22 protein-coding genes are annotated in these 24,078 nt (G+C 71.7%); 11 read left to right on the top strand and 11 right to left on the bottom strand.

All coding sequences use genetic code 11. The annotated features are described in order from the left end of the window. The first annotated feature begins 112 nt into the window (after nt 1-112). From KZI27_RS04855 to KZI27_RS04865, 3 genes are all read left to right on the top strand, one after another. Nucleotides 113-466 (top strand): GNAT family N-acetyltransferase, encoded by a 354-nt coding sequence (locus tag KZI27_RS04855; RefSeq protein ID WP_222659565.1) that lies wholly within the window; start codon nt 113-115, stop codon nt 464-466. Nucleotides 467-475: 9 nt separating this feature from the next. After that, nucleotides 476-1,525 carry a biotin/lipoate A/B protein ligase family protein gene (locus KZI27_RS04860; RefSeq protein ID WP_222659567.1) on the top strand — a complete coding sequence of 350 codons (1,050 nt, stop codon included), beginning with the start codon at nt 476-478 and terminating at the stop codon, nt 1,523-1,525. Nucleotides 1,526-1,690: 165 nt separating this feature from the next. Beyond that, nucleotides 1,691-2,020, top strand: a complete 330-nt coding sequence (locus KZI27_RS04865; protein ID WP_222659569.1) for a hypothetical protein — start codon at nt 1,691-1,693, stop codon at nt 2,018-2,020. A gap of 25 nt (nt 2,021-2,045) precedes the next feature. On the opposite strand, the gene KZI27_RS04870 is transcribed toward KZI27_RS04865, so the two are convergent. After that, nucleotides 2,046-2,333 carry a GNAT family N-acetyltransferase gene (locus tag KZI27_RS04870; RefSeq protein WP_222659571.1) on the bottom strand — a complete coding sequence of 96 codons (288 nt, stop codon included), beginning with the start codon at nt 2,331-2,333 and terminating at the stop codon, nt 2,046-2,048. Between the two features lie 91 nt (nt 2,334-2,424). On the opposite strand from KZI27_RS04870, the gene KZI27_RS04875 reads away from it, so the two are divergent. The 3 genes from KZI27_RS04875 (at nt 2,425) to KZI27_RS04885 (ending at nt 5,735) form a co-directional block, all read left to right on the top strand. Further along, entirely contained in the window at nt 2,425-3,279 is an 855-nt protein-coding gene (locus tag KZI27_RS04875) for a DNA-methyltransferase (protein WP_261784096.1), read from the top strand. A 100-nt stretch (nt 3,280-3,379) separates the two neighbouring features. Beyond that, nucleotides 3,380-5,188, top strand: coding sequence for an alpha/beta hydrolase (locus tag KZI27_RS04880; RefSeq protein WP_222659574.1), 1,809 nt, complete (start codon nt 3,380-3,382; stop codon nt 5,186-5,188). 40 nt (nt 5,189-5,228) lie between these two features. Then, on the top strand, nt 5,229-5,735 hold the full coding sequence (locus KZI27_RS04885; RefSeq protein WP_132099460.1) for a hypothetical protein: 507 nt from the start codon (nt 5,229-5,231) through the stop codon (nt 5,733-5,735). Between the two features lie 104 nt (nt 5,736-5,839). On the opposite strand, the gene KZI27_RS04890 is transcribed toward KZI27_RS04885, so the two are convergent. The 3 genes from KZI27_RS04890 to KZI27_RS04900 all read right to left on the bottom strand — a co-directional run bounded on the left by KZI27_RS04890 (nt 5,840) and on the right by KZI27_RS04900 (nt 10,749). Then, nucleotides 5,840-8,257 (bottom strand): MDR family MFS transporter, encoded by a 2,418-nt coding sequence (locus KZI27_RS04890; RefSeq protein ID WP_222659576.1) that lies wholly within the window; start codon nt 8,255-8,257, stop codon nt 5,840-5,842. A gap of 184 nt (nt 8,258-8,441) precedes the next feature. Beyond that, complete coding sequence (locus tag KZI27_RS04895; protein WP_222659578.1) at nt 8,442-9,686, bottom strand: glycoside hydrolase 5 family protein; 1,245 nt, start codon at nt 9,684-9,686, stop codon at nt 8,442-8,444. 13 nt (nt 9,687-9,699) lie between these two features. Beyond that, complete coding sequence (locus tag KZI27_RS04900; RefSeq protein ID WP_222659580.1) at nt 9,700-10,749, bottom strand: LacI family DNA-binding transcriptional regulator; 1,050 nt, start codon at nt 10,747-10,749, stop codon at nt 9,700-9,702. Between the two features lie 122 nt (nt 10,750-10,871). Between KZI27_RS04900 and KZI27_RS04905 the strand changes: the two genes are divergently transcribed. The 5 genes from KZI27_RS04905 to KZI27_RS04925 are packed head-to-tail and all read left to right on the top strand — an operon-like array spanning nt 10,872 to nt 17,599. Next, nucleotides 10,872-12,161, top strand: coding sequence for an ABC transporter substrate-binding protein (locus KZI27_RS04905; protein ID WP_261784097.1), 1,290 nt, complete (start codon nt 10,872-10,874; stop codon nt 12,159-12,161). 30 nt (nt 12,162-12,191) lie between these two features. Next, the gene (locus tag KZI27_RS04910; protein ID WP_222659582.1) at nt 12,192-13,130 is read left to right on the top strand and encodes a carbohydrate ABC transporter permease; all 939 of its coding nucleotides are present in this window, start codon (nt 12,192-12,194) and stop codon (nt 13,128-13,130) included. Between the two features lie 37 nt (nt 13,131-13,167). Next, on the top strand, nt 13,168-14,022 hold the full coding sequence (locus KZI27_RS04915; RefSeq protein WP_123293697.1) for a carbohydrate ABC transporter permease: 855 nt from the start codon (nt 13,168-13,170) through the stop codon (nt 14,020-14,022). Next, a complete protein-coding gene (locus KZI27_RS04920; RefSeq protein WP_222659584.1) occupies nt 14,019-16,328 on the top strand; it encodes a glycoside hydrolase family 3 protein in 2,310 nt (769 codons plus the stop codon). The genes KZI27_RS04915 and KZI27_RS04920 overlap by 4 nt, the downstream gene beginning before the upstream one ends. Next, on the top strand, nt 16,316-17,599 hold the full coding sequence (locus KZI27_RS04925; protein WP_222659586.1) for a glycoside hydrolase family 125 protein: 1,284 nt from the start codon (nt 16,316-16,318) through the stop codon (nt 17,597-17,599). The genes KZI27_RS04920 and KZI27_RS04925 overlap by 13 nt, the downstream gene beginning before the upstream one ends. Nucleotides 17,600-17,638: 39 nt before the next feature. Here KZI27_RS04925 and pgm read toward each other — a convergent pair whose 3' ends face one another. The 7 genes from pgm to KZI27_RS04960 all read right to left on the bottom strand — a co-directional run bounded on the left by pgm (nt 17,639) and on the right by KZI27_RS04960 (nt 24,032). After that, a complete protein-coding gene (pgm, locus tag KZI27_RS04930; protein WP_222659588.1) occupies nt 17,639-19,258 on the bottom strand; it encodes a phosphoglucomutase (alpha-D-glucose-1,6-bisphosphate-dependent) in 1,620 nt (539 codons plus the stop codon). Nucleotides 19,259-19,350: 92 nt separating this feature from the next. Then, a complete protein-coding gene (locus tag KZI27_RS04935) occupies nt 19,351-19,596 on the bottom strand; it encodes a hypothetical protein (RefSeq protein WP_222659590.1) in 246 nt (81 codons plus the stop codon). A gap of 127 nt (nt 19,597-19,723) precedes the next feature. Next, a complete protein-coding gene (locus KZI27_RS04940; RefSeq protein WP_222659591.1) occupies nt 19,724-20,386 on the bottom strand; it encodes a class I SAM-dependent methyltransferase in 663 nt (220 codons plus the stop codon). After that, on the bottom strand, nt 20,387-21,016 hold the full coding sequence (locus KZI27_RS04945; RefSeq protein WP_222659593.1) for a DUF2064 domain-containing protein: 630 nt from the start codon (nt 21,014-21,016) through the stop codon (nt 20,387-20,389). Further along, nucleotides 21,013-21,798, bottom strand: a complete 786-nt coding sequence (locus KZI27_RS04950) for a glycosyltransferase family 2 protein (protein ID WP_315971208.1) — start codon at nt 21,796-21,798, stop codon at nt 21,013-21,015. Before KZI27_RS04950 ends, KZI27_RS04945 begins: the two co-directional genes overlap by 4 nt. Before the next feature lie 219 nt (nt 21,799-22,017). Continuing rightward, a complete protein-coding gene (locus KZI27_RS04955; RefSeq protein ID WP_222659595.1) occupies nt 22,018-23,088 on the bottom strand; it encodes an NAD-dependent epimerase/dehydratase family protein in 1,071 nt (356 codons plus the stop codon). After that, a complete protein-coding gene (locus KZI27_RS04960) occupies nt 23,085-24,032 on the bottom strand; it encodes an MTAP family purine nucleoside phosphorylase (protein ID WP_222659597.1) in 948 nt (315 codons plus the stop codon). The genes KZI27_RS04955 and KZI27_RS04960 overlap by 4 nt, the downstream gene beginning before the upstream one ends. Nucleotides 24,033-24,078 lie beyond the last annotated feature (46 nt).

The raw sequence follows: 24,078 nt of genomic DNA on the forward strand, positions 1-24,078 counted from the left end.
GAGCACTGACGGGGCGCGGTGTGGGCGGGCGACGGTGCGGACGGGAGGCCCGTGGCGGGCCCGCCACGGGCCTCCCGTCCGGCACACGGATGCGGATGACGACCGGAGTGACGTGGACGAGGTGACCGTCGCGGTCCTCGACCTGGCATCGGTCGAGGCAGTCGAGCGGCGCGAGCCCGCGGGCAGGCAGTATGTACGCCCCGCGTTCGCGGCCCAGACGCGCGGCGAGCAGACCGTCCTGGTCGCGTGGATCGAGGGGGTGCCAGTCGGCTCGGGCGAGGTGACCGCTGATGCCCGGCCCGAGCTCCGGAACCTCCGCGTCGACGCGGACCGGAGAGGTCAGGGCGTCGGGACCCGCCTCATCGCGGCGGCCGAGGCGCTGGCCACCGACCGGGGCGTGCTGCGGATCGGAGTCGCGCTCGAGGCGTCCGAGTACCTCGAGAAGGACCTGCCCGCGCGGGCGTAGGCTCGACGCGTGCACGGTGAGTACAAGGTCCCAGGCGGAAAACTGGTCGTCGTCGACCTCGACGTGGTCGACGGAGACATCCGGGAGTTCCGGCTCGCCGGCGACTTCTTCCTCGAACCCGACGACGCGCTGCCGCTCATCGACACGGCCGTCAACGGACTGCCCGCGACGACCGACGCCGCCGGCATCGCCGCGGCCGTCCGTGCCGCGCTCCCTGCTGACGCCGTGCTGCTCGGCTTCACCCCCGAGTCGGTCGGGGTCGCCGTCCGCCGCGCGCTGTCCCGTGCCTCGACCTGGCGCGACTACGACTGGCAGATCATCCACGAGGGTCCGATCAGCCCGAACGAGCACCTCGCGCTCGACCAGGTGCTGACCGAAGAGGTCGGCGCCGGTCGCCGCGGTCCGACCCTGCGCATCTGGGAGTGGGACCAGCCCGCGGTCGTCATCGGGTCGTTCCAGTCGCTGAAGAACGAGGTCGACCCGGCCGGTGCCGAGAAGTACGGCGTCGAGGTCGTCCGGCGGATCTCCGGCGGTGGCGCGATGTTCATGGACGCCGGCGCGATCATCTCGTACTCGCTCTACGTCCCCGCCGACCTGGTGCAGGGCATGACGTTCGCGGACTCCTACGCCTACCTGGACGAGTGGGTGATCGAGGCGCTGAAGTCCCTCGGCATCGACGCGTACTACCAGCCGCTCAACGACATCACCTCGGCCAAGGGCAAGATCGGCGGCGCCGCGCAGAAGCGCCTCGGCACCGGTTCCCTGCTCCACCACGCCACCATGAGCTACGACATGGACGGCGAGAAGATGGTCCAGGTCCTGCGGATCGGGCGCGAGAAGATGAGCGACAAGGGGACGACGTCGGCCGCGAAGCGGGTGGACCCGCTGCGCTCGCAGACCGGGCTGTCCCGCGCCGAGATCATCGACCGGCTGGTCGGCACGTTCACGAAGCTGTACGGGGCGACTCCCGGCGCGGTGACCGACGCCGAGCGCGAGAAGGCGCAGGAGCTGGTGCGGACGAAGTTCGCGACGAAGGAGTGGCTCGAGCGGGTGCCGTGAGCCCGTTCCGATCGACGGTGGCGCGGCGGCCGGAGCTGAGGGGGGACGTCCCGGCCGCCGCTGCTGTCGAGTGTGCGCCTCGACCTCATGAACCACACGTGCGGATCATGAGAATCCCCCGCGCGGCTGATGTCGTGGCCGGATCGTCCACGTAGCGTCGCTCGCGTGAACTGGTTGATCTTCCTGGGGGCGGTGGCCGCCGTGGCCGTCGTGGTGTGGATCGCCGATCGCGTGGGGTGGATCGACCTGTCGAACAAGTCCACGCGCAGCGGCGGATCCGGAGGCGTCGGCGGGATGCTGGACGAGGTGTTCGCGCCGACCCGCCACGAGACGCAAGCCGAGTACGAACGGCAGTCGCGCCTCCCGAAGGAGGCACCGTCACCGGCGGACGACGATCACGACCTGCTCAGCGGCAGCGTGCTGATCAAGGTGCCGACGGTGCGGAGCGCCGGCCGGCACGAAGCGCGACTCGGAACGCACGACCGGTCGTACTGACCGGTCGACGGTCGCTCGCCGTGCGTCAGCGGGTGGTGAGCTCCTGGTAGTCCGGGTGCCGCTCGATCCAGGCGTGCACGTAGCTGCACTGCGCGACGACCCGTCGTGACGAGTTCGCGCGCACATCGTCGAGCGCGTGCTGCACGAGGATCGACGCGTGCCCGCCACCGCGGTGCTCGGGATCGACCTCGGTGTGCACGAAGCGGATCTCGTCGCCGTCGATCTCGTACGCGGCGAGGCCGATGACCTCGCCGTCCTCGACCAGGGAGTACTGCTGTTCGTCGGTGTCGTTGCGGACCTCGGGTGCTGCCATGCGCCGAGGCTACGCCGCGAGGCCGAGTCGCCGCTGGCTGCGCTGGCTGCGCTGGCTGCGCTGGCTGCGCTGGCTGCGCCACAATGGTCCCGTGCACACGGGAGACGACCGAGGCCCGGACCGCGTCGTCCTCGGCGACGCGCTCGACGTGACCCCGGCGCTCGCCGACGCGTCGTTCACCGTCGTGTACCTCGACCCGCCGTTCAACACGGGGCGGTACCAGCGGCGGCATGCTTCGTCAGCGGTGCCGAGCGCCGACGGGCCGGTGATGGGGTTCCACGGACGGACCTACGAGCGGGTCCGCGGCGATCTGATGCGGTTCGACGACCGGTTCGAGGACTACTGGACGTTCCTCGAGCCACGGCTGCTCGAGGCCTGGCGACTCCTCACCACCGACGGCACCCTGTACCTGCACCTCGACTACCGCGAGTCGCACTACGCGAAGGTCCTGCTCGACGCGCTGTTCGGCCGCGACTCGTTCCTCAACGAGATCGTCTGGGCCTACGACTACGGCGCCAAGTCCAAGTCGCGGTGGCCGACCAAGCACGACACGATCCTGGTCTACGTGAAGGACCCGTCGCAGTACTGGTTCGACTCGTCGGCGGTCGACCGCGAGCCCTACATGGCACCCGGGCTCGTCACGCCCGAGAAGCGGGAGCGCGGCAAGCTGCCCACCGACGTCTGGTGGCACACGATCGTGTCGCCGACCGGCAAGGAGAAGACGGGCTACCCGACGCAGAAGCCCGAGGGCGTGCTGCGGCGGATCGTGCAGGCGTCGTCGCGCGAGGGCGACTGGGTGCTCGACTTCTTCGCCGGCAGCGGGACGACCGGCGCGGTGGCGTCGGCGCTCGGGCGACGGTACGTGCTGGTGGACGACAACCCGGCGGCGATCGACGTGATGCGGAAGCGCTTGCCGGGGGCGTCGTTCGAGGTCGCGGCGGTCTGACGACGGCGGGTTCCGGGACCGTGACGTCCGCCCCTCGTCGTCGATGGGTATGGTGGGGAGCCTCGGCCGTCGACGGACGGACGCGAGCATCACGGGGGCGATGTTGGGGACCATACCGTTCGACGAAGGCGCGGCGAACAGCCTGATCACGGCGGCGACGGCAGCGGACATCACGTTGCTGTTCGCAGCGTCCGCCCGTCGATCAGCCGCCGAGGATGCCGCAGCCGACTTCTCCGGCGCCTACGCGGACCGCTTCGCCGAAGCCGCGGTGGCCGAAGCCGGTGACCGTGTCCGCCTCGCCGGGGCGCTCGGTCGACTCGCCGACGCGGTGCAGGTCGTCATCGGTGAGGCCCAGCGGGAGCGCGAACGGCTGGCAGACGTCGACGCCTGGCAGGGGCGCGAGACCGCGCGACAGCAGGCCGACGACGAACCGCTGGGGATCTTCGAGGTCAAACCGACACCGATGTTCGACCCGAAGCCCTCGGACGTCCCGATCCGGCCCACACCGATCTCGGCGTCGTTCTCCGCGTCGGACCGCCCGCGAACTGCCGGCGGGTCGAGCATGGGCCGGAGTTCGGCGGACCCGGAGCGGCTCCGGACCTTCGTGGCGTCGGCGCGCGCCTCGGATCGCGGGTTCTCGGAGCATGCGGAGAAGCTGCGGACGGCGTGGTCCGGCTTCACGACCGACTGTTCCTGGGCGGAGGTGTCCAGTTCGACGCTCCTCACGGGGTTCGACCGGTACCTGCAGGAGAACGCTTCCGATGCCGATTGGATCGAACGGATCGCGTCCGCGTTCGAACGCGCCGGCGGGAGCAACGGTCTCTCGAACACCGTCCTCGACTTCGCCGCGGCCGCGACGATCCCCCCGTCGTTCCGGACCCTGCTCACACCAGGGGCCACGCCGGCCGAGGTCGCGGCGACCTGGGCGGGTCTCGGCCTGACGAAGGGCGACGAGGCAGACCTCCAGGCGTTGCCGCTCGAGGTGCTCGCCATGCTCGGGAACCTCGAGGGGATCCCGTACTGGGCGCGGGACACCGCGAACCACGAGGTCCTCGACGACCGACTCGCACGGAAGAACCTCGATCCCGATGAGCGCGAAGCGCTGAAGAGCATCCGGGCCAGCTTGGGGGAGAACCGGTTCCTCATCTCCCTGACGGGAGACGTCCCGCCCCTGGCCGCCGTCTCGATCGGCGACCTGGACACCGCGACCAACGTCACCTGGGCCGTTCCCGGAATGGCATCCAGTACCAAGACGATGACGGGGTGGGTCCAGGCCGCGCAGAACGTCGCGGACGAGCAGTTCAAGGTGGACGGCCCGGGAAACCGGGCGGTGATCGCCTGGATGGGCTACGACGCACCGCCGGCACCGCCCGACCTCGGCGTCTTCAACGAGGACGCGGCCGAGAGCGGCGGGGCGAAGCTCGCGGCATCGATCCGTGGGCTCGACGCCGCTCGTGCGGGCGACATGCCCCGGACCAACGTCCTGGCGCACTCGTACGGCACCACGACGGCGTCGATCGGGCTCACGGCACCTGGCGTCCACGTCGACTCGTTCACGTCGATCGCTTCCGCCGGCATCCCGCAGACCATCCCGACGGCGGAGGACATCCAGGCCGACCACGTCTACGCGGGACAGGCGCAGGACACGATGGTCGGCATCCCCGGGCTGGGCGACCAGTACGCGTACATCGGTAGGGGCTTCAGCGTGCCCTACCGACTCGACCCGACGAATTCCAGCTTCGGCGCGGAGACCTTCGGCGCGGACGGCACCGACGGCTTCGAACCGGTGAAGGACCACGGCGTGCACACGGAGAGCGGCAACGGCTACCTCGACCCGGGAACCGAGTCGCTGCGGAACGTGGCGAAGACGACGACCGGGCACGGCGACCGAGTGACACCGGCAGAGTGACATGCTGGACACCCGACGACCGGACGGAGAACCGACACCGATGACCGCTCTGAAGCAGTGGATCGCAGTCACCGTGACCACGATCGCGATCGTCGGCGCAACCGCCGGCTGTTCTGGAGGACAGATGCAGAACCAACCGACCCAGGAGCCGGCGGATGCGAAGCGCAGCATCCAGCAGCTCGTCGACGACACGACCGACGCGCTCGGCGGGACGTGGCAGGTCGAGGAAGGGCCGCGGCTCGGCACGTGCGAGGACGAGCGCGGCGTCGGCGAGGGCGTGAACTACACGTACATCAAGTCCCGTGCCGATCGCGGCGACGTCGAGCAGGGGATCCGAACGGTCGAGAAGCTGTGGGGCGAGCGCGGACTCGACACGAAGCGGTTCTCCGATGCCGACGGGTCCTACAGCGGTGTCGACGGCAAGGGGGACGGCGTGGCGAACATCGGTTTCCAGTCCTCCGACCTCGGCGGGGGCGACACGGTCAGCGGTACCTCGGCGTGCGCTGCCGGTGACTACGTCGAGATGCGCGAGCGAGAGCGCTCCTAGCGTCCGCCCCGTTCACGACGTTCCACGAGTCGTTCGACGCGTGGAACGTCGGAACAGGCGCGCATCACGAGCACCGGCGTGCGGACAGGCCAGCCCGCCCGCGCCTACTCGGCCGAGTGCCGCCCGTGCTGGTGTTCCGCGTCAGCGTCCGGGTCCGCTGCCGCATGGGCGGCCCTGGTCCGGATCGCACCGGTCGTCGTCGGGGGCTCGTCGACCGGCGCTGCCGCCGAGTGTGCGCCGTGCGTCGTGGCGTCGGGCAGCGGAGCACGGGTGTCCTCCGTGGCGGCGTCGTTCGGCAGCACGTCGTCGGGCAGCACGTCGTTCGGCAGCACCGACACGTCGGACGAACCGGCAGCGCGAGCCGACCGGGGCTGGGCGGGTACGTCGGGCGAGGTCGGGACCGAGTCCGACGAGGCGACCGCGGCCGAACCCGATCCGTCGCCGGCACCGGCACCGGCACCAGCACCGGCTGCCGCAGCGTCGGCGTCAGCGGTCCGCGCGGCGTCCGCCTGCTCCTGCAGCGCCGACGTCTTGCGCAGCGGCGGCACCCGGAAGAACCAGGTCAGCACGAACGCGAGCAGGATCACCGCGAGCCCGACGTAGTACACGCGGACGGCCGAGTCGCTGAACCCGACCAGGAACGGACGGGTGAGCCGCTTGTCCGCGCCGTTCAGGAACGAGGTGTCGCTCGTCGCTGCGGAACCGGACGAGCTCGCACTCGAGTCACCGCTCTTGAGCTGCTTGATGAGCGTCGGCGCGACCTCGTCGACGACGTTCTCGCGTTGTGCCTCGTCCGAGTAGTCCACCTGCAGCGTGCGGTCGACGACGGTCGCGTTCGCCTTGGCCGCAGCCGTCTCGAGGGCCTGCTGCTCGGCGGCCGGCTTGGCGTCGTCGACCTGCTGGGCGATGACGGTGTCGGCTGCGGCGGCGGGGAGCTCGCCCGCGGCGACCTGCTGCTGCACGGCGGCCGTGACCTGCTTCGTGACGGCGGCATCGGCGGCTTCCTTCGCCTGCACGGCGCCCTTGTTCAGGCCGTCCTGCACGTTCTTCTGCACGGGATCGACGATCTTCGTCCATATCTGGTCCATCACGCCCTTGTTCTCGGACGCGTTCGCCACCGACGGCGTGAGCGCGGCGTTCAACGCGCTCTTCAGGTCGGTCTCGTTCTGCATCGCCGCGGTGATGTTCGTCGGCATCAGGGTGAACAGGACCGACAGCAGCACGGCGGTGCCCATGGTGCCGCCGATCTGCCGGAAGAACGTCGCGGCGCTGGTCGCGACGCCGATGTCCCGCGGGGACACCGAGTTCTGCGCCGCCAGGGTCAGCGTCTGCATGAGCTGCCCGAGCCCGAGGCCGATGCCGAACATGCCGAGCATCAGGAACCAGAGGGGACGGTCGGCGGTCAGGAAGGTCAGCACCGTGAAGCCGAGCGCGGTGAAGGCGGTGCCGGTGATCGGGAAGACCTGGTAGTTGCCGGTCCGCGAGATGATCTGCCCCGAGGCGATCGACGAGATCATCAGGCCGAGCACCATCGGGAGCATCGCGAACCCGGACTCGGTCGGGGTGACGCCCTTCACGATCTGCAGGTACAGCGGGATCGTCAGCATCGCGCCGAACATCCCGAAGCCGACGAGTACGGACAGGATCGCGGACATCGAGAACACCCGCGAACCGAACAGCTTCATCGGGAGGATCGCGTCACTGCCCATCGCCCGTTCGACGATGATGAACGCGATCAGCCCGGCAGCACCGATGCCGTAGCAGGCGAAGGCGCCGGGGGAGCTCCAGCCCCACTCGCGGCCCTGCTCGGCGATGAGCAGCAGCGGTACGAGGGTGACGATGACGAGCGTGGCGCCCCACCAGTCGATGCGGGGCTTGCCGCGGTCGCCGAACTTGGGCAGGTGCAGGAACGTCAGCACCATGAACAGCGCGATGACGCCGATCGGCACGTTGATCAGGAACACCCAGCGCCAACCGGAGATGAACAGCAGCTCGCTCGCGCCGGCGAAGACACCGCCGACGAGCGGGCCGATCACCGACGAGATGCCGAAGACGGCCAGGAAGTAGCCCTGGTACTTCGCCCGCTCGCGGGGCGCGAGCATGTCGCCCATGATCGCCAGCGGCAGGGACATCAGACCACCGGCGCCGAGCCCCTGCAGCGCGCGGAACCCGGCGAGCATGAGCATCGAGGTCGAGAACGACGCCGCGAACGAGCCGAGGATGAAGATGCCGATCGCCGTGATGAACAGCGGCCGCCGACCGAAGATGTCGGAGAGCTTGCCGTAGATCGGCGTCGTCACGGTCGAGGCGATCAGGTACCCGGTGGTGACCCAGGCCTGCTGGTCGAGGCCGTGCAGGTCGTCTCCGATGGTGCGGATCGCGGTGCCGACGATCGTCTGGTCGAGGGCTCCGAGGAACATGCCGGCCATCAGGCCGTAGATCACCAACAGGATCTGTCGGTGGTTCATCACGACGTTGGACGCCGTGGTGGGGGCCGCGGGGGCGGTCGCCGTCTGGGTCATGAGCAGGGTCTCCCGGTACCGATGCGCTGGCGAAACGATTTTTGCGCTGCCTGCAAAGTTACATCTGCCGCAAGTGGTCGGTCGCTCAGGAGCGGCTTCCTGTGTGGATCGGCAGTCACGGTACGCCCGGATCGCGGGCTCGGTGCCGAACGCGGTCAGGGCCGGGAGGCCCGGCTCGGCCCCGTCAGACCGCTGCGGTCTCCACGACCCGGGTCACACCCCGTGCCGCCAGCGCTGCGGGCTCGGTTGCTGTGCGGCTCGTCACGACGGTCACGGCCTCGCCGGCGGCGCGCAGGCGGTGCCAGCGCTCGAAGACGGGGCCGCCCGGTGCCAGGTCCGTCCGACGGAGCGGCAGGTCGGCCTCGTCGACGTCGACCACGACGGCACTCGTCCGTGGGGTCGGGGCCGGAGCGGAGCGCCGGGCATCGGCGACGACCTCGGCGTAGCGACGACCGAGTGGCTTGACGCGGTTGTCGACGTCGAGCAGGCCGAGCGAGTACTCCAGGTCCTTGAAGTCGCCGAGGTCGCGGGAGACGTCGTGCGAGCACCACCACGTGACCGCGTGCAGGCGCTCGGTGGTCAGGGCCGCGGCGACGGTGCGCGCGAGGAACTCCGGCATCTCGGACTCGGCGAGGTGCCGGTCGGGGGCCCCGACCTCCTGCAGCCAGACCGGTCGGTCGAGGTCGGTGGCGAAGGCGCGGGCCAGCTCGATCATCCACTCGGCGTGCCGCACGGACTCATCGGAGAGTGCGCCGTACCGACCGGCCACGCCGTTGAAGATCCAGGAGTGCACCGTCGTGACGTCACCGAGTCGGCTGGCGTGCGCCGGCACGAACGGGTGGCCGTCGCGGTACCAGAGGTGGTCGTTCTCGGAGTGCGTGACGACGTGCCGCGGGTCCTTGTCGCGGGGCGCTCCGAGCAGGGACTCGAGCCAGTGCGTCACCTGCGCGGTGTCGGCCGGCATCGCGGCGGGGTTCGGCGGCTGGAACTGGTTGAGCTCGTTGCCCAGGGTCAGGCCGGTGAAGTTCGGGCGGTCGCGCACGGCGTCGTACACGGCGGCGACCAGGGCGGCCTGCGCGTCGATCGCCGGCTGGTCGGTGAACATGTTGCCGTCGTGCCAGTTCACGAGCCACGCCGGGATGAAGTCGAACCCGGACATGTGCCCCTGGACGACGTCGACGCTGGCGTCCAGCCCGAACTCGGCGGCGATGTCGACCACCAGTGCCACGTCGTCGAGGGCCCGTCGTCGGATGAGCGTGCGGTTCGGCTGCAGCGTCGGCCACAGCGGGAACAGCCGGACGTGGTCGAGGCCGAGGGTGGCGATCGCCTCGAGGTCACGGCGGATCGCGGATTCCTCGACCGACTGCCACTGGAACATCCAGTCGGTCGAGGGCACGTAGTTCACGCCGAAGCGCGTGGCGGTGGTCATCGGTCTCCTTCGGTCAGGGAGCGGTGGCGGCGGTGGTGGGCGCGGGGCCGGTCGAGCCGCGGACGTGCAGGGCGCGCCCGCCGACCTCGGCATCGTCGACCTCGTCGCCACGGACGAGGCGTTCGACCAGGGCCACCGCGGTGCGGGCGGACTCCTCGACGGGGGCGTCGAGGGCGGTCAGCGACGGACGCACGATCGACGAGACCCACGAGTCCTCCCACGCGACGACGGACAGGTCCTCGGGCACGCGGACGCCGAGCTCGGGGGCGTGCGCGATCACCTCTGCCGCGATCGCCTCGCCGTCCAGGACGATCGCGGTGGCGCGGTCGAGGCGGGCGAGCAGGTCGGCCACCGGGTCCTCGGCGTCGGCGCGCCACCCGAGCACGAGCGCGTCCACGCCCCGACGTGCGGCCGCGGCGGTGAAGCGGGCGTCGCGGGCGCCGGTGTGGGCGAGCGCCGGGCCGTCCCCGACGCGGGCGATCCGGCGGTGCCCGAGCGAACCGAGGTGGTCGAGCAGGGACTCGGTCGCGTCGGCGTCGCCCACCGTGACCGCCGGGACGGTGCTGCCGGGGATCGGCGCGCCGAGCATGACGGCCGGCGCCGCCAGGTGCTGCAGCATCGGGATGCGGGGGTCGTCGGTGCGGACGTCGACGAGCAGGAAGCCGTCGACCCGCTGCTCGGTCCACCACTGGCGGTAGACGGCGGCTTCGTCGTCGGCCTGCACGAGCGTGACGGACAGTGACCACCCGATCGCGGCGAGGGGCTCGGTCAGGCCGGCGATCAGCCGCATCGTGAACGGGTCGCGCTGGAAGGTGTCGCGCGAGCGGGCGAGGACCAGCCCGAGGCTGTGCCCCGCGTTGCCGGAGAGCTTGCGGCTCGCCAGGTTCGGCCGCCAGTTCAGGTCGTCGGCGGCCTTGCGGATGCGGGCCGCGGTGGCGGCGGAGACGTTCGGCCGGCCGTTGAACACGTGCGAGACCGCCGAGGTCGAGACGCCGGCGCGCTTGGCGACCTGCGCGATGGTCACGCGGCGGCGGTCGACGGCTCCGGCGGTGGTGTCGCTCATGCCGTCGAGCGTAGAGGCTTGACCACCTCGTGTAAAGCGGTATACGTTGCTCGTCACCTGAAGTACACCGCTGTACCAAAACGCATCGCGACCGCTCCACCATCCACTGCCAGGGAGGCACCGTGACGGACGGCATCAGTAGGCGCACCCTCATCGGAGCCGGGCTCGGCGCCGGCATCCTCGCGCCGATCCTGGCCGGGTGCAGCGCGCTCACCCCGGCCTCGAGCGGCCCGGGCACGCTGAGCGTGCACACCCAGCTCAGCGGCGCGGTCGCCGGCGCGCAGACGTTCACGGACGTCGTCGCCGCCTACCGTCGTCGCACGGACCGCAAGGTGGCCCTGCTCTCGAACGGGTCGGACCTGCCGATCGTCTTCGAGACGAGTTCGCTCGCCGGCAAGGAAGCGGACGTCGCGATCGTGAACATGGTCGGGCGCACGCTGTCCTGGACGGGCGAGGACGCCACGATCGACGTCTCCCGGTACCTCGACGAGTGGGACCTGCGCGACAAGATCATCCCCGAGGCGCTCGAGGAGTGGACCGACGACCAGGGTCGACTCCGGGCCTTCCCGTTCACGCGGACGAACTGGCCGGTGTCGTACAACACGGCGCTGCTCGAGGAAGCCGGCGTGAGCGAGATCCCGACGACCTCGGACGCACTCATCGCCGCCGCCGACCGCCTGCGCTCCGCCGGCATCGGGCCGGTCGCCGTCGGCGGGTCGGACTGGAGCGGCCAGAAGCTCCTCATGCAGGTCATCCAGGGGTTCGTGTCGCAGGACGAAGCGGCGGAGGTCTTCTCCACGGGCAGGATCTCGGAGAGCGCCGGTGCCGTCCGCGGCGTCGAGCACTTCGTCGAGCTCCGCGATGCCGGGGTCTTCGTCGACTCGGTGCAGGGCTTCACCTCGGACTCCGAACTGACGCAGTTCACCACCCGCAAGGCCGCCATCGTCCCCGCGATGTCCTCCGCCCTCGCGCTGGTGTCGAAGGAGCGCGCGGAGGAGGTCACCGTCGGTGGGTGGCCGGTGCCGTCGGAGGACGCCGCCATCGCGCACCCGAGCGTCATCAAGAGCTACAACGGCCACGGCATCTGGATCAGCGAGAACGGCCGGGCGAAGCTCGACCTCGTCAAGCCGTTCGTGCAGTACCTGTACTCGTCGGCGGTGACGAGCGAGTTCATCCTCGACTCCGGCCGGGACATGAGCCGGATCACCGACACCGTCAGCCGCGACTTCCCGCTCGTCGCCCAGGCGTCGAAGCTCACCGACGACCAGGTCACCCCGGTGATGCTGCCCGACCTGCTCGTGCCCGACTCGGCGTACGAGCCGATGATCCGCGCGACCAGCCTGGCCTACGGCTCGGGCACCTCGGCCGAGCGCATCATCGACCTCTTCGAGCGCGCCTACACGGCCGCCTGACCCACCCGACCCTGCGAGAAGGAGCTCCCCATGGCAGTGCTCGTCGAGGAACCACCCGTCCGGTCGGCGTCGAACCCGCCCGGGCCCGTCCGCCGCGGATCCCGCGCGGTCGGCACCGGTCGCGGCAGCTTCCCGACCTTCGCGATCCCGGCGCTCGTCTGGTACGGCCTGTTCATGATCGGCCCGGTCGTGGCCATGATCGCGATCGCGTTCCTGAGCTGGCCCGGCATGCTCGTCTCGCCGACCTTCGCGGGGCTCGACAACTTCCGGGTGCTGTTCTCCGACGAGACCTTCTGGGCCGCGGTCCGGAACAGCACGGTCCAGATCGTCGTCGGCCTGCCGATCATGATCGTGTTGGCGTTCCTGCTCGCCTTCCACGTCGTGCAGAAGCCCCGCGGCCACAAGGTGCTGCGCTACCTGCTCTTCATCCCGGCGCTCATCTCGGCACCGGCCACGGCGATGATGTTCTACGCGATGCTGAACCCCGACGGCCTGGTCAACGGGGTGCTCGCCACGCTCGGCATCGGCGGCAAGGCCTGGCTGGCCGACCCGGCGACGGCCCTCGGAGCGCTCATCGTCGTCGACCTGTGGGCCGGCATCGGGTACTCGGCGGTGCTCATCGCGAGCCGGCTCGACGGCGTCGACACCGAGGTCGTGCAGGCCGCCCGCATGGACGGCGCGGGGTCGTGGCGGCTGGCGTGGGGCGTGTACTGGCCGATCGCGCGGGACTTCATCGGGGTCGTCGCGATGCTGCAGTTCCTGTCGATGCTCTTCAGCTCGGCGCAGAACGTGCTCCTGCTGACCCAGGGCGGCCCGGGCACCGCGACCACGACGCTGTCGTACCTCGTGTACCAGAAGGCCTTCGTCGACACCGACCTCGGCTACAGCCAGGCGGTCGGCGTCGTCCTGTTCGTGCTCGGACTCGCCGGGATGTTCGTCATCCGCCGCGTCCTGCGCAAGACCCACTGACCGACCGTCCCTGACCGACAGACCCCGGGAGACCACCATGGCGAAGCCCACCGCCGGCATCCGGCTGCGAGACCGGATCGGCTCCATCACGAGCGGCACCGTGGCGTGGATCTACGCCGCCCTGCTGATCCTGCCCTTCTACTACTTCGTGGTGTCGTCGTTCAAGGACAACGACGGCATCTTCGAGTCCCCACTGGCGCTGCCGGCGTCGTGGGACCTGTCGAACTTCACCGAGGCGATCCGCCAGGCCTCGCTCGGACCGGCGATCGCGAACTCGGCGATCACGACGGTGGCGGCCCTGGTGCTCACGCTCGTGCTCGCACTGCCGGCGTCGTTCGCCCTCGCCCGGGCCACCGGTCGCGCGGGACGGATCGTCGAGGGGCTGTTCTCGCTCGGGTTCCTCATCCCGTCGTTCGCGGCGCTGTTCCCGACGTTCCTCCTCGCCGCGGGCATGGGGCTCTTCCACACCCGGACGTTCCTCGTGCTCCTGTTGCCCGCGACCGCGATGCCCCTGGCCGTCGTGATCCTGACCCAGTTCATGCGGACGATCCCGCGCGAGCTGGAGGAGGCCGCGTCGATGGACGGAGCCTCGGCGTGGCAGGTGATGCGCCAGGTGTACCTGCCGATCTGCATCCCGGGCATCGCCACCGTGCTGCTGCTGAACTTCCTGTCGTTCTGGAACGAGTACCTGTACGCCCTGGTGCTCATCGGGCCGGACACCGCGCAGCGGACGATCCAGGTGGCGCTCCCGACGCTGAAGGTCGACGCCGGCACCGACTACGGGATGCTCATGGCCGGCACGCTGTTCACGCTGCTGCCGGTGTACCTCGTCTACTCGATCCTGCAGCGCCAGATGCAGCGCGCCCTGGTGTCCGGAGCGATCAAGGGATGACCGCGCACCCGACGAGCCAGCCGACCGCGAGCAGCCTCGACGTCCGCGCTCGCATCGGCCAGCTCAACCAGCGTCTGAAGGGCTGGGAGGCCGTCCGCTGGGTCGACGGCCGGCCGCGGATCACCGACGTCCTGCGCGCCGAGGTCGACCGGTGGGGTGGCATCGGCGCGGTCTACGGCGTGCTCCGCGCCGACCCCTGGTCCGGCGTGCACTGGGGCAACGGCATCCCGCCCGAACGCTCCGCCGAGGCCTACGCCGCCGTGCAGGACCACGTCGTCGCGCACAGCGACGGTGGTGTCCCCACGCTCTTCGTCGAGGAGGTCCCGCACGGGCTGCAGGCCCTCGGCGGCACGACGGTGCCGGTGAACCTCGCGCTCGGCGCCGCCATGGACGAGCAGCTCGTCGAGGAGCTGGCCGCCGCGGTCGCCGCCGAGGTCCGGGCCCGCGGCACCCACGTCGCCCTCGTCTCCGGGCTCGACGTCCTGCGCGACCCCCGGTGGGGCCGGAGCGAGGAGTGCTGGTCGGAGGACGCCGCGCTCGCCGCGATCATGGTCGCCGCCACCGTGCGCGGCATGCAGGGTGGCGGCCCCGGCCCCATCGACGGCCGGCACGTCGCCGTCGTCGCGAAGCACCTGGCGGGGCAGGGCGCCGGCATCGGCGGTCGCAACGGCTCCGGCGCTCCGATCGGTCGTCGCGAACTCGCCGAGGTCCACCTGCCGCCGGCGCTCGCCGCCGCACGCGAACACGTCGCCGGGTTCATGGCGGCCTACAACGACGTCGACGGGGTGCCGTGCTGCGGCAACCGCGACCTGCTCACGACCACGATCCGCGACGCCTGGGGCTGGGACGGGCTCGTCATGGCCGACGGGACCGCCGTCGACCGGCTGCGCGACGTCACCCCCGACCCGGCCTCGGCGGCTGCGCTCGCCCTGCGTGCCGGGGTCGACCTGAGCCTGTGGGACGAGGCGTACACGCACCTCGACGAGGCGCTGGACCGCGGCTTGATCAGCACCGACGACCTCGACCAGGCGGTCGACCGCGTGCTCGCCCTCAAGCGCCGCGTCGGCCTGCTCGCGACGCCGACACCGGCGCCACCAACGACACCAGCACCAGCACCGACGCGCGCCGAGGCACTCGAGCGCACGACCGCCGCGCTCGCCGAGCGTGCCGCCGGCCGCGCCGTGGTCGCCCTGGGCGGAGCGCTGCCCGCGATCGCACCCGACGCCGTCGTCGCCGTGGTCGGCCCGAACGCCGACGACGTCGACGCCCTGCTCGGCGACTACGCACCCCCGAGGCCGCCCGACGACCCCGGTGCGTCCACCGTCCGCTCCGCCCTGGAGGCCCGGCTCGGCCCCGCCCGGATCCGCACCGCCCGGGGCAGCGGGCTCCGACAGCCCCTGCCGGGCCCCGACGGGCTCCTCGCGGTCCGCACGGCGCTCCTCGGCGCTGACATCGCGGTGGTGGTGCTCGGCGGCTCGAGCCGTCGCGCGTACGACGACGGCTTCGAGGACAACGGCGCCGTCAGTGGTCCGGCACCGGACACCACGAACGGCGAGGGGGTCGACCTGGCGTCGATCGCCGTCCCCGAGGCCCAGCTCGACGTGCTCCGCGCCGCCCGCGAGAGCGGTCTGCCGGTCGTCGCGGTCGTCGTCGACGGTCGCCCGCGGGTCCTGACCGAGGTGCTCGCGCTGGCCGATGGTGTGCTGGTCGTGCCGTTCCCGGGGCCGTCCGGCGGTCGTGCCGTCGCGGACGTGCTGTTCGGCGCCCCGGCCGAGGGGCGGCTCCCCGCGACCTGGCCCGGCGCCGACGGCGTCCTGCCCGTAGCGCACGACGAGCGGCTCGAGACGGCACGCGGCTACGTCGACGTGACCAGCCGCTCGACCGTGACCGGTGCACCCGGGCCGGGCGACGGGGTGGACGTCCGCTTGGCGGAGGGGAGCGACGCGGTGACTGCCGTGCGCCTCCTGGCCGGTGGGACGGTGACCGTCCCGGTGACGGTGCGCAACAGGTCGGACGCGCCCCGTCGGGTGTCGGTGCCCCTGTGGGGGCGGCGGCGGGAGACCGGTGTCCGACCGCGGCGACGGCGACTGCTCGCCCTGGTGACGGTCGACGTGCCCGCTGGCGGGACCGTCGACACCGCGTACACGCTCGGACTCGATGCGCTCGGCACGTGGGACGCTGGTCTCCGGCTCGGTGCACGGCCGCTCGAACTCGACTGCTGGACGGACGACGTGCTCGATCCACCCGGGTCGACGCGGACCGTCCGCGTCACCGACGGACAGGAGTCAGTGCGATGGGTGTCGTGACGCGGACGCAGCTCGAGGAGATCACGCCGACGCTGGTGGCGGCCGCCGACCGGGTCCGCGCCGCGGTCGGCACCGAGGTCGGGGACCGGGTGGAGCGCGCGCTCGTCCGGACGCTGCGGGACACGATCTCGCTCGACGACGACGGCGCCTTCGTCATCACGGGGGACATCCCGGCGATGTGGCTCCGCGACTCGACGACGCAGATGACGCCGTACCTGCGGTTCGCGGCGGACGACCCGGCGCTCGCGGACCTGCTCTGGGCGGTCGTGCGGCGGCAGTTCCGGCTGATCGAGCACGACCCGTACGCGAACTCGTTCAACCGCGAGCCGAACGGCGCGCACTACGACCCGGACGACCTGAACGCCGACCCGCTGGTGTGGGAGCAGAAGTACGAGGTGGACAGCCTGGCCTACCCGGTGACGTTCGCGCACGCGCTGTGGCGGGCGACCGGCTCCACGACGGTGCTCGACGAGCGGGCGCACCGGGTGTTCCGCACGATCGTGGCGCAGTGGCGCGCCGAACAGGACCACGACGCCTCGGCGTACCGGTTCGTGCGCGACGGGGCGATCCCGACCGAGACCCTGGCGCGGGACGGCCGCGGTACCCCGGTCGCCGTGACGGGCATGACGTGGTGCGGGTTCCGCCCGTCGGACGACGCCTGCACGTACGGCTTCAACGTGCCCGCGAACCTGTTCGCCGCCGAGGCGTTGCTCGCCGTCGCCGCGATCGCCCGCGAGGTCTGGTCCGACACGGGGCTGGCGGACGACGCCGACGTGCTGCGCGCGAGCATCCTGGACGGCGTCCGGCAGCACGGCATCGTGGCCGGGCCGGCGGGTGCGGACGTCTACGCCTACGAGGTCGACGGCCTGGACGGCGTGCTGCTCATGGACGACGCGAACACGCCGTCGCTGCTGTCGCTGCCCCTGTCCGCGCCGTCGGTGCTCGACGACGTGGTGTGGGCGGCGACGCGGGACTTCGTGCTGTCACCGGCGAACCCGTACTGGTTCAGCGGCACCGCGGCCGCCGGTGTCGGCAGCCCGCACACGGTGCCGCAGCGGGTGTGGCCGATCGCCCTGGCGGTCGAGGGCCTCGTGTCCGGGTCGCCGTCGCGCCGTCGGGAGCTGCTCGACGTGCTCGTGGCGACCGACGGCGGGACCGGCGACATGCACGAGTCGTTCGACGTCGAGGATCCGACGCGGTTCTCGCGCCCGTGGTTCTCGTGGGCGGACGCGATGTTCTGCGAACTGGCACTGGCGGCGGCCGAGGACTGATCCTCGGCCGCCGCCAGTGCCGGTCGTGCGGGTGGCCGACTAGGCGCCGAGTGCGGCGTCCACGATCTCCTTGGCCTCGCGCTGCACCTGCTCCAGGTGCTCCTGCCCGACGAAGCTCTCGGCGTAGATCTTGTAGACGTCCTCGGTGCCGGACGGCCGTGCGGCGAACCACGCCTTGTCCGTCACGACCTTGACGCCGCCGACGGCAGCGTCGTTGCCGGGGGCCTTCGACAGCTTGGCCGTGATCGGGTCGCCGGCCAGGGTCTCCGCCGTGATGGCCTCGCCGTCGAGCTTCGACAGGCGGGCCTTCTGCTCCTTCGTGGCGGCGGCGTCGACGCGCTGGTAGACCGGGTCGCCGAAGCGCTCGGTCAGTTCGGCGTACAGCTGCGAGGGGGTCTTGCCGGTGACGGCGACGATCTCGGACGCCAGGAGCGCCAGGATGATGCCGTCCTTGTCGGTCGTCCACGCGGTGCCGTCGGTGCGCAGGAACGACGCACCCGCGGACTCCTCGCCACCGAAGGCGACGGAACCGTCGATCAGGCCGGGCACGAACCACTTGAAGCCGACCGGGACCTCCCACAGGCGGCGGCCGAGCGACTCCGCGACGCGGTCGATGATGCTCGACGACACCAGGGTCTTGCCGATGGCGGCGTCGTCGCGCCAGGCCGGACGGTGTGCGTAGAGGTACTCGATCGCGACGGCGAGGTAGTGGTTCGGGTTCATCAGGCCGCCGTCGGGCGTGACGATGCCGTGCCGGTCGGAGTCGGCGTCGTTGCCGGTCAGGACGTCGAACTCGTCCTTGTGCGCCAGGACCGAGGCCATCGCCGACGGGCTCGACGGGTCCATCCGGATCTTGCCGTCCCAGTCGAGCGTCATGAACGACCAGGTCGGGTCGACGTCCGGGTTCACGACGGTCAGGTCGAGGCCGTAGTGGTCGCGGATGAGGTTCCAGTAGGGGAGCGAGGCACCGCCGAGCGGGTCGGCGCCGATCTTCACCCCGGCGCGCTTGATCGCGGCGATGTCGATGATGTTCTCGAGGTCGGCGACGTAGGTGTGCAGGAAGTCGTAGCGGTCGGGGGTGGCGTGCTCGGTGCGCTGCACCTCGGCGTTGCCGCCCTCGATGATCGCGTTCGCCCGGTTCGCGATCCAGCTCGTGGCGTCGCTGTCGGCCGGTCCGCCGTGCGGCGGGTTGTACTTGAAGCCGCCGTCGCGGGGCGGGTTGTGGCTCGGCGTGATGACGATGCCGTCCGCGGTGTCGGGGTTGCCAGCGCGGTTGTAGCGGATGATCGCGTGGCTCAACGCGGGGGTCGGCACGTAGCCGTTGTCGCTGTCGGCCAGCACGTGCACGCCGTTGGCGGCGAGGACCTCGAGTGCGGTGCGCTCGGCAGGGCCGGACAGCGCGTGGGTGTCGCGCCCGATGAAGAGCGGGCCGTCGGTGCCCTGCGACTGCCGGTACTCGACGATCGCCTGCGTGATCGCGGCGATGTGGGTGTCGTTGAAGGCGGAGTCGAGCGAGGAGCCGCGGTGTCCGGAGGTCCCGAACACGACCTGCTGCTCGGCGACGGAGACATCGGGCACACGGTCGTAGTAGGCGGCGACGAGCGCGTCGATGTCGACGAGGTCGTCTGCGGTCGCGGGGGTGCCGGCGCGGTCGTTCATGCGTCCATCCTGGCATCGCGCGCCCGGAGACGTCCGGCCGGCGCACAGCCCGGGCCGCAGAGCGCGGACCGGGCCGTGTCCGCCGGTGGGGGTCAGGCGGTGCGGAACGAGCCCGTCGCCGTCCGGAACGAGCCCGTGGCGGTGCGGGTCGACGCGGTCCAGGTGCCGGGACGCGACCGCTGCGTGTCGGTGAAGCGCCCGAGGCGCCCGGTGATCGGCGCGCCCGTGTAGGTGCCGACCGAGTCGGTGGCGCGGCTGCCGGTGAAGGTCCCGCGCTCGTCACGTCCGCCGAGCCCGGACACGAAGGTGCCGCCGAACGGGAAGGTGCTGTTCGTCATGGTGGTCTCCTCGATGTGGTGGCGGCATCGAGGATCGCCGGTCCGACGACCCTGACGCCGTCGGCTGGAGACACCACCGTACGTGACTGTCTTGCATCATGCAAAACAAGTGCACGAACGTGCGCGATCAGGCCAAGAGCTCGCAGAAGCTCCGGCCCGCGACCGTCCAGCTCTGCCGCGCCACGAGGCCCGCGTCCGCCGCGTGCCGGTGCAGCGCGTCGAGCCCGACCTCGGCCCAGGGGAACCCGGCGCTCTCGTGGCCGTCGGTGTCCACCACGCGGGCGGTGTACACGCGGTCGGCGAGGGGGTCGGGGTTCGTCTCGACGATGACCCGGCCGCCGGTGCGGACGATCTCGCGACAGCGCTCCAGCAGCGCGGCGGGGTCGCCGCCGATGCCGATGTTGCCGTCGATGACCAGGGCGGTGTCCCAGTGCCCCTCGTCGGGGACCGCGTCGAACACCGATCCCTGGACGGCCGTGCCGCCGGACCGTTGCGCGATGGCGACGGCCTCGGCCGAGACGTCGACGCCGAGCGCCGGGATGCCGAGGGTGCGGGCGGCCACGAGCATCCGACCGGGGCCGCAGCCGATGTCGATCACGGGGCCGTCGGCGTCGTCGAGCAGCGAGCGGTCGACGCGGTCGGCCGCGGCGCTCCAGCGGCTGACGTCCATCGTCGTCACGACGTCGGGGCGGGCCGGGTCGGTCAGGCGGAGGCTGCCGTCCGAGCGCAGGGCCCTGGCGTACGGCTCGCCGCCGCCGGCGCCGAAGGAGACGGGTGCGTGCATGGTCATCTACAGACTCCCCACGGTCTCGGCACGGAGTGCCTGGGTGAAGCCGGAGTCCGGCGCGATCTCGGCGACGCGCTCGGCGTCGGGCACGGTGTCCACGTCGAGGAGTTCGCCGAGGATCCCGACGTCGAGGCCGGCGTCGGTGAGGCGTGCGAGCTGGACCGCACCGGTGTCGTCCTGGGACATCGGGACGCCGCGCAGCAGGTCACCGGTCGGGTCGTGCAGGTAGAGCGACCAGAAGCCGCCGTCCTCGGCGGGGCCGAACCAGGCGCCGCGTTCCGGCTGGTCGAACACCGGGGCCAGGTCGTCGGCCGACACCTGCGGGGTGTCCATGCCGACGAGCAGCAACGGGCCGTCGATCGCGTCGAACAGGAAGCCGAGGCGCTCGTCGAGACCGCCACCGGGCTGGTGCAGGACGTCGAAGCCGTCGGCCGACTCCGGCACGACGTCGCCGTCGAAGAACAGGACGCGGCGCTCGGCGGGCAGGGCGCGGACGGTCGACAGGGTGTCGGCGAGGCTCGCGGACGCGACACGTGCGGCACCCTCGGGGGAGAGCGCCGGGGTCAGCCGGGTCTTCACCTTGCCGGGCAGGCACTCCTTCGCGACCACGGCCACGGTGATGCCGGCGGTCATGCGCGCGTTCCCTCGGCCGAGGCGGTGACGGGTGCGGAGTCGGGCCGTGCCGCGGAACCGGTCGCGGCGGTGGAGCCGGTCACGTGACGGACAGACGCCGGTGCGACGACCCGGACACGGGCCTCCCGGCGGTACGCACGCAGCAGGCGGGTCATGTCGCGGACCGCGTTGACGGTGCCGCGGAGCGTGCCGGTCACCTTGCTGTCGCCGATGCGCTGCGCGTAGCCGATGTCGGACTCGTCGACGCGCCAGCCGGCCGCGTGCGCGGCCAGGACCATCTCGAGCGGGTAGCCGCTGCGGCGGTCCCGCAGGTCGAGGGAGACGAGGTCCTCACGACGCATCACGCGCATCGGGCCGAGGTCGCGCAGACGGTAGCCGGTCGCGCGGTGCATGAGGACGGCGAGGACGCGGTTCGCGAACCGGGCGTGCGGCGCCCAGGCGCCCTTGCCGGTCGGGACGCGGCGGCCGAGCGCCAGGTCGACGCGGCCGCTGGCGACGCGATCGACGAGCGGCGGCAGTTCGGCGGGGTCCATCGACGCGTCGGCGTCGCAGAAGGCGACGAAGTCCGCGGTGGCGGCGCGGACGCCGGCGGCGCAGGCGGAACCGAAGCCCTTCACCGGTTCCGTGACGACGAGGGCGCCGTGGGCGCGGGCGACGTCGGCGGAGCCGTCGGTCGAGCCGTTGTCCACCACGATCGCGCGGTAGCCCTCCGGCAGGCGTGCGATCACCTTCGGCAGGGCATCGGCCTCGTCGAGGCACGGGAGGATGACGTCGACACTCATGTCCGTCATTCGGTGCCGTTCGTCAGAACGACGGGTCTGTCCTGTCATGCACTCGACGTAACACGACGACGCGCGGCGGGGTACAGGAAACCTGTACCCGCTGGTCAGTCAGCGCGCTGTTCCGCGGCGGGGTCCCCAGAACGGGGGATAGGTGTGCTTCGTGAGCAGAAGTGGTCGGGTCGCGTCCGGCGACCCGACCATTCCTGCTCACGAAGCGGGCTACTTGACGGCACTCCGGAGGGGAGCGGTCGCGAAGTCGCGCATGCCGGCCACGAAGTCGACCTCGGCGCGCCAGCCGAGCTCGGCGGCGATGCGGTCCGAACTCGCCGTGACGTGGCGGACGTCGCCCAGGCGGTACTCACCCGTGACGACCGGCTGCGGGCCGTCGGGGCCGGCGATCGCCGCGGCCATGTCGCCGATCGTGTGCACGACGCCGGACCCGACGTTGTACGCGCGGAACGAGTCGGCGGGCAGGTCGGTGGTCGCGGCGATCGAGGCGGCGTTCGCCCCGGCGACGTCGTCGACGTGCACGAAGTCGCGGCGCTGGGCACCGTCCTCGAACACGCGGGGCGCCTCGCCGCGGGCCAGTGCCGAGCGGAACAGTGAGGCGACACCGGCGTAGGGGGTGTTCGCGGGCATGCCGGGTCCGTACACGTTGTGGTAGCGGAGCGCGATCGCCCGGCCGCCCGTCGCGCGCGCCCAGCTCGAGGCCAGGTGCTCCTGCGCGACCTTCGTCTGCGCGTACACGTTGCGGGGGTCGAGCGCGGCGGACTCGTCGATCAGGCCGGGCAGCAGGGGGTGGCCGTCCGGGCCGATCGGGTCGAAGCGGCCGGCATCGAGGTCCTCGCGGCGACGGGCCGGCGGCCGGACGGGCTGGCCGTCGGACGTCGTGTACGCGCCCTCGCCGTAGACGACCATCGAACTCGCGACGACGAGCCGGCCGATGTCGTGCCGGTCCATGCCGGCGAGGACGTGAGCGGTGCCGGCGTCGTTCGACGAGACGTAGTCGGGGGCGTCCTGGAAGTCGACGCCGAGGCCGACCTTGGCGGCCTGGTGGCAGACGACGTCCACGTCGTCGAGCGCGGCGTCGAGCGAGATCCGGTCGCGGACGTCGCCGTGCACGAACTCGATGCCCTGCTGCTGGTGGGCTCGGACGACTTCGCCGGGATCGCCGTGGACGTCGTCGCGGAGGGAGTCGAGGACGCGGACCTCGTGGCCGTCGGCCAGGGCGCGGCGGACGATCGCGGAGCCGATGAAGCCGGCGCCGCCGGTGACGAGGAGGCGGCTCATGCGGTGGGTCCCGTGGCGGGCTGGGCCTGCGTGACGCTGGCGCCCGTGGGCTGGGCCTGCATGATGCTGGCGCTCGCGCTGGTCGGGACGAGTTCGCGCGGGGTGAAGTCGGCGGGGATCGCCCCGACGATCTCGCCGATGGCGCGGACGATCACCTCGTTGGCGCGGGCGAGACGTTCCATCACGAGGGCGTGGGTGACGGGTGCCCCGGCGTCGTCGACTGCGTCCGCGGTGGCCGCTGCGTCCGCCGTGGCCGCGTGGGCGGCCGCTGCGGCGGCTTCGTCCTCGGTCGGGGCCAGGCCGGCGTCGGCGTCGGTGACGAACGACAGGTTGACGGTCGCGATGCCGAGCTCGGCGGCGAGCGGGACCTCGGGGGTCATCGTCATGTTGATCGTGTGCCCGCCGGCCTCGCGCAACCAGACGGACTCGGCGCGGGTCGAGAACCGCGGGCCCTGGATGACGACGCACGTGCCGGTCGGACGGAACGGCACGTCGAGTGCGGCGATCGCCTCGACGGCCGCGCGCCGCAGCGTGGGGTCGAAGGGGTCGGCGAACGACAGGTGCTGGACGTCGTCCTCGAAGAACGTGTCCGCACGGCCGAAGGTGCGGTCGATGAGCTGGTCGGTCACGACGAAGGTGCCGGGGGCGTAGTCGGGGTGCAGGCCGCCGACGGCGCTCGAGGACACGATCGCCCGGACCCCCAGGGAGCGGAGCGCCCAGACGTTGGCGCGGTGGTTGATGCGGTGCGGGGCGACGGAGTGCTCACGACCGTGCCGGGTGAGGAAGGCGACCCGACGGCCGGACAGCGTGCCGATGCTGATCGGGCTCGACGTCGGGCCGAACGGCGTCGGCACGTCCAGTTCCTCGGCGGTGCCCTCCTCGAACAGCTGGTAGAGGCCGGAGCCCCCGATGACACCGATCGTCACGGCTTCGTCGTTCTCCACAGGTCCTCCGAAAGGTCGTCGGCGCGGTCTGCGCGCTGGATACGCT

The organism is Curtobacterium sp. TC1 (genome assembly GCF_019844075.1).
Lineage (GTDB): Bacteria > Actinomycetota > Actinomycetes > Actinomycetales > Microbacteriaceae > Curtobacterium.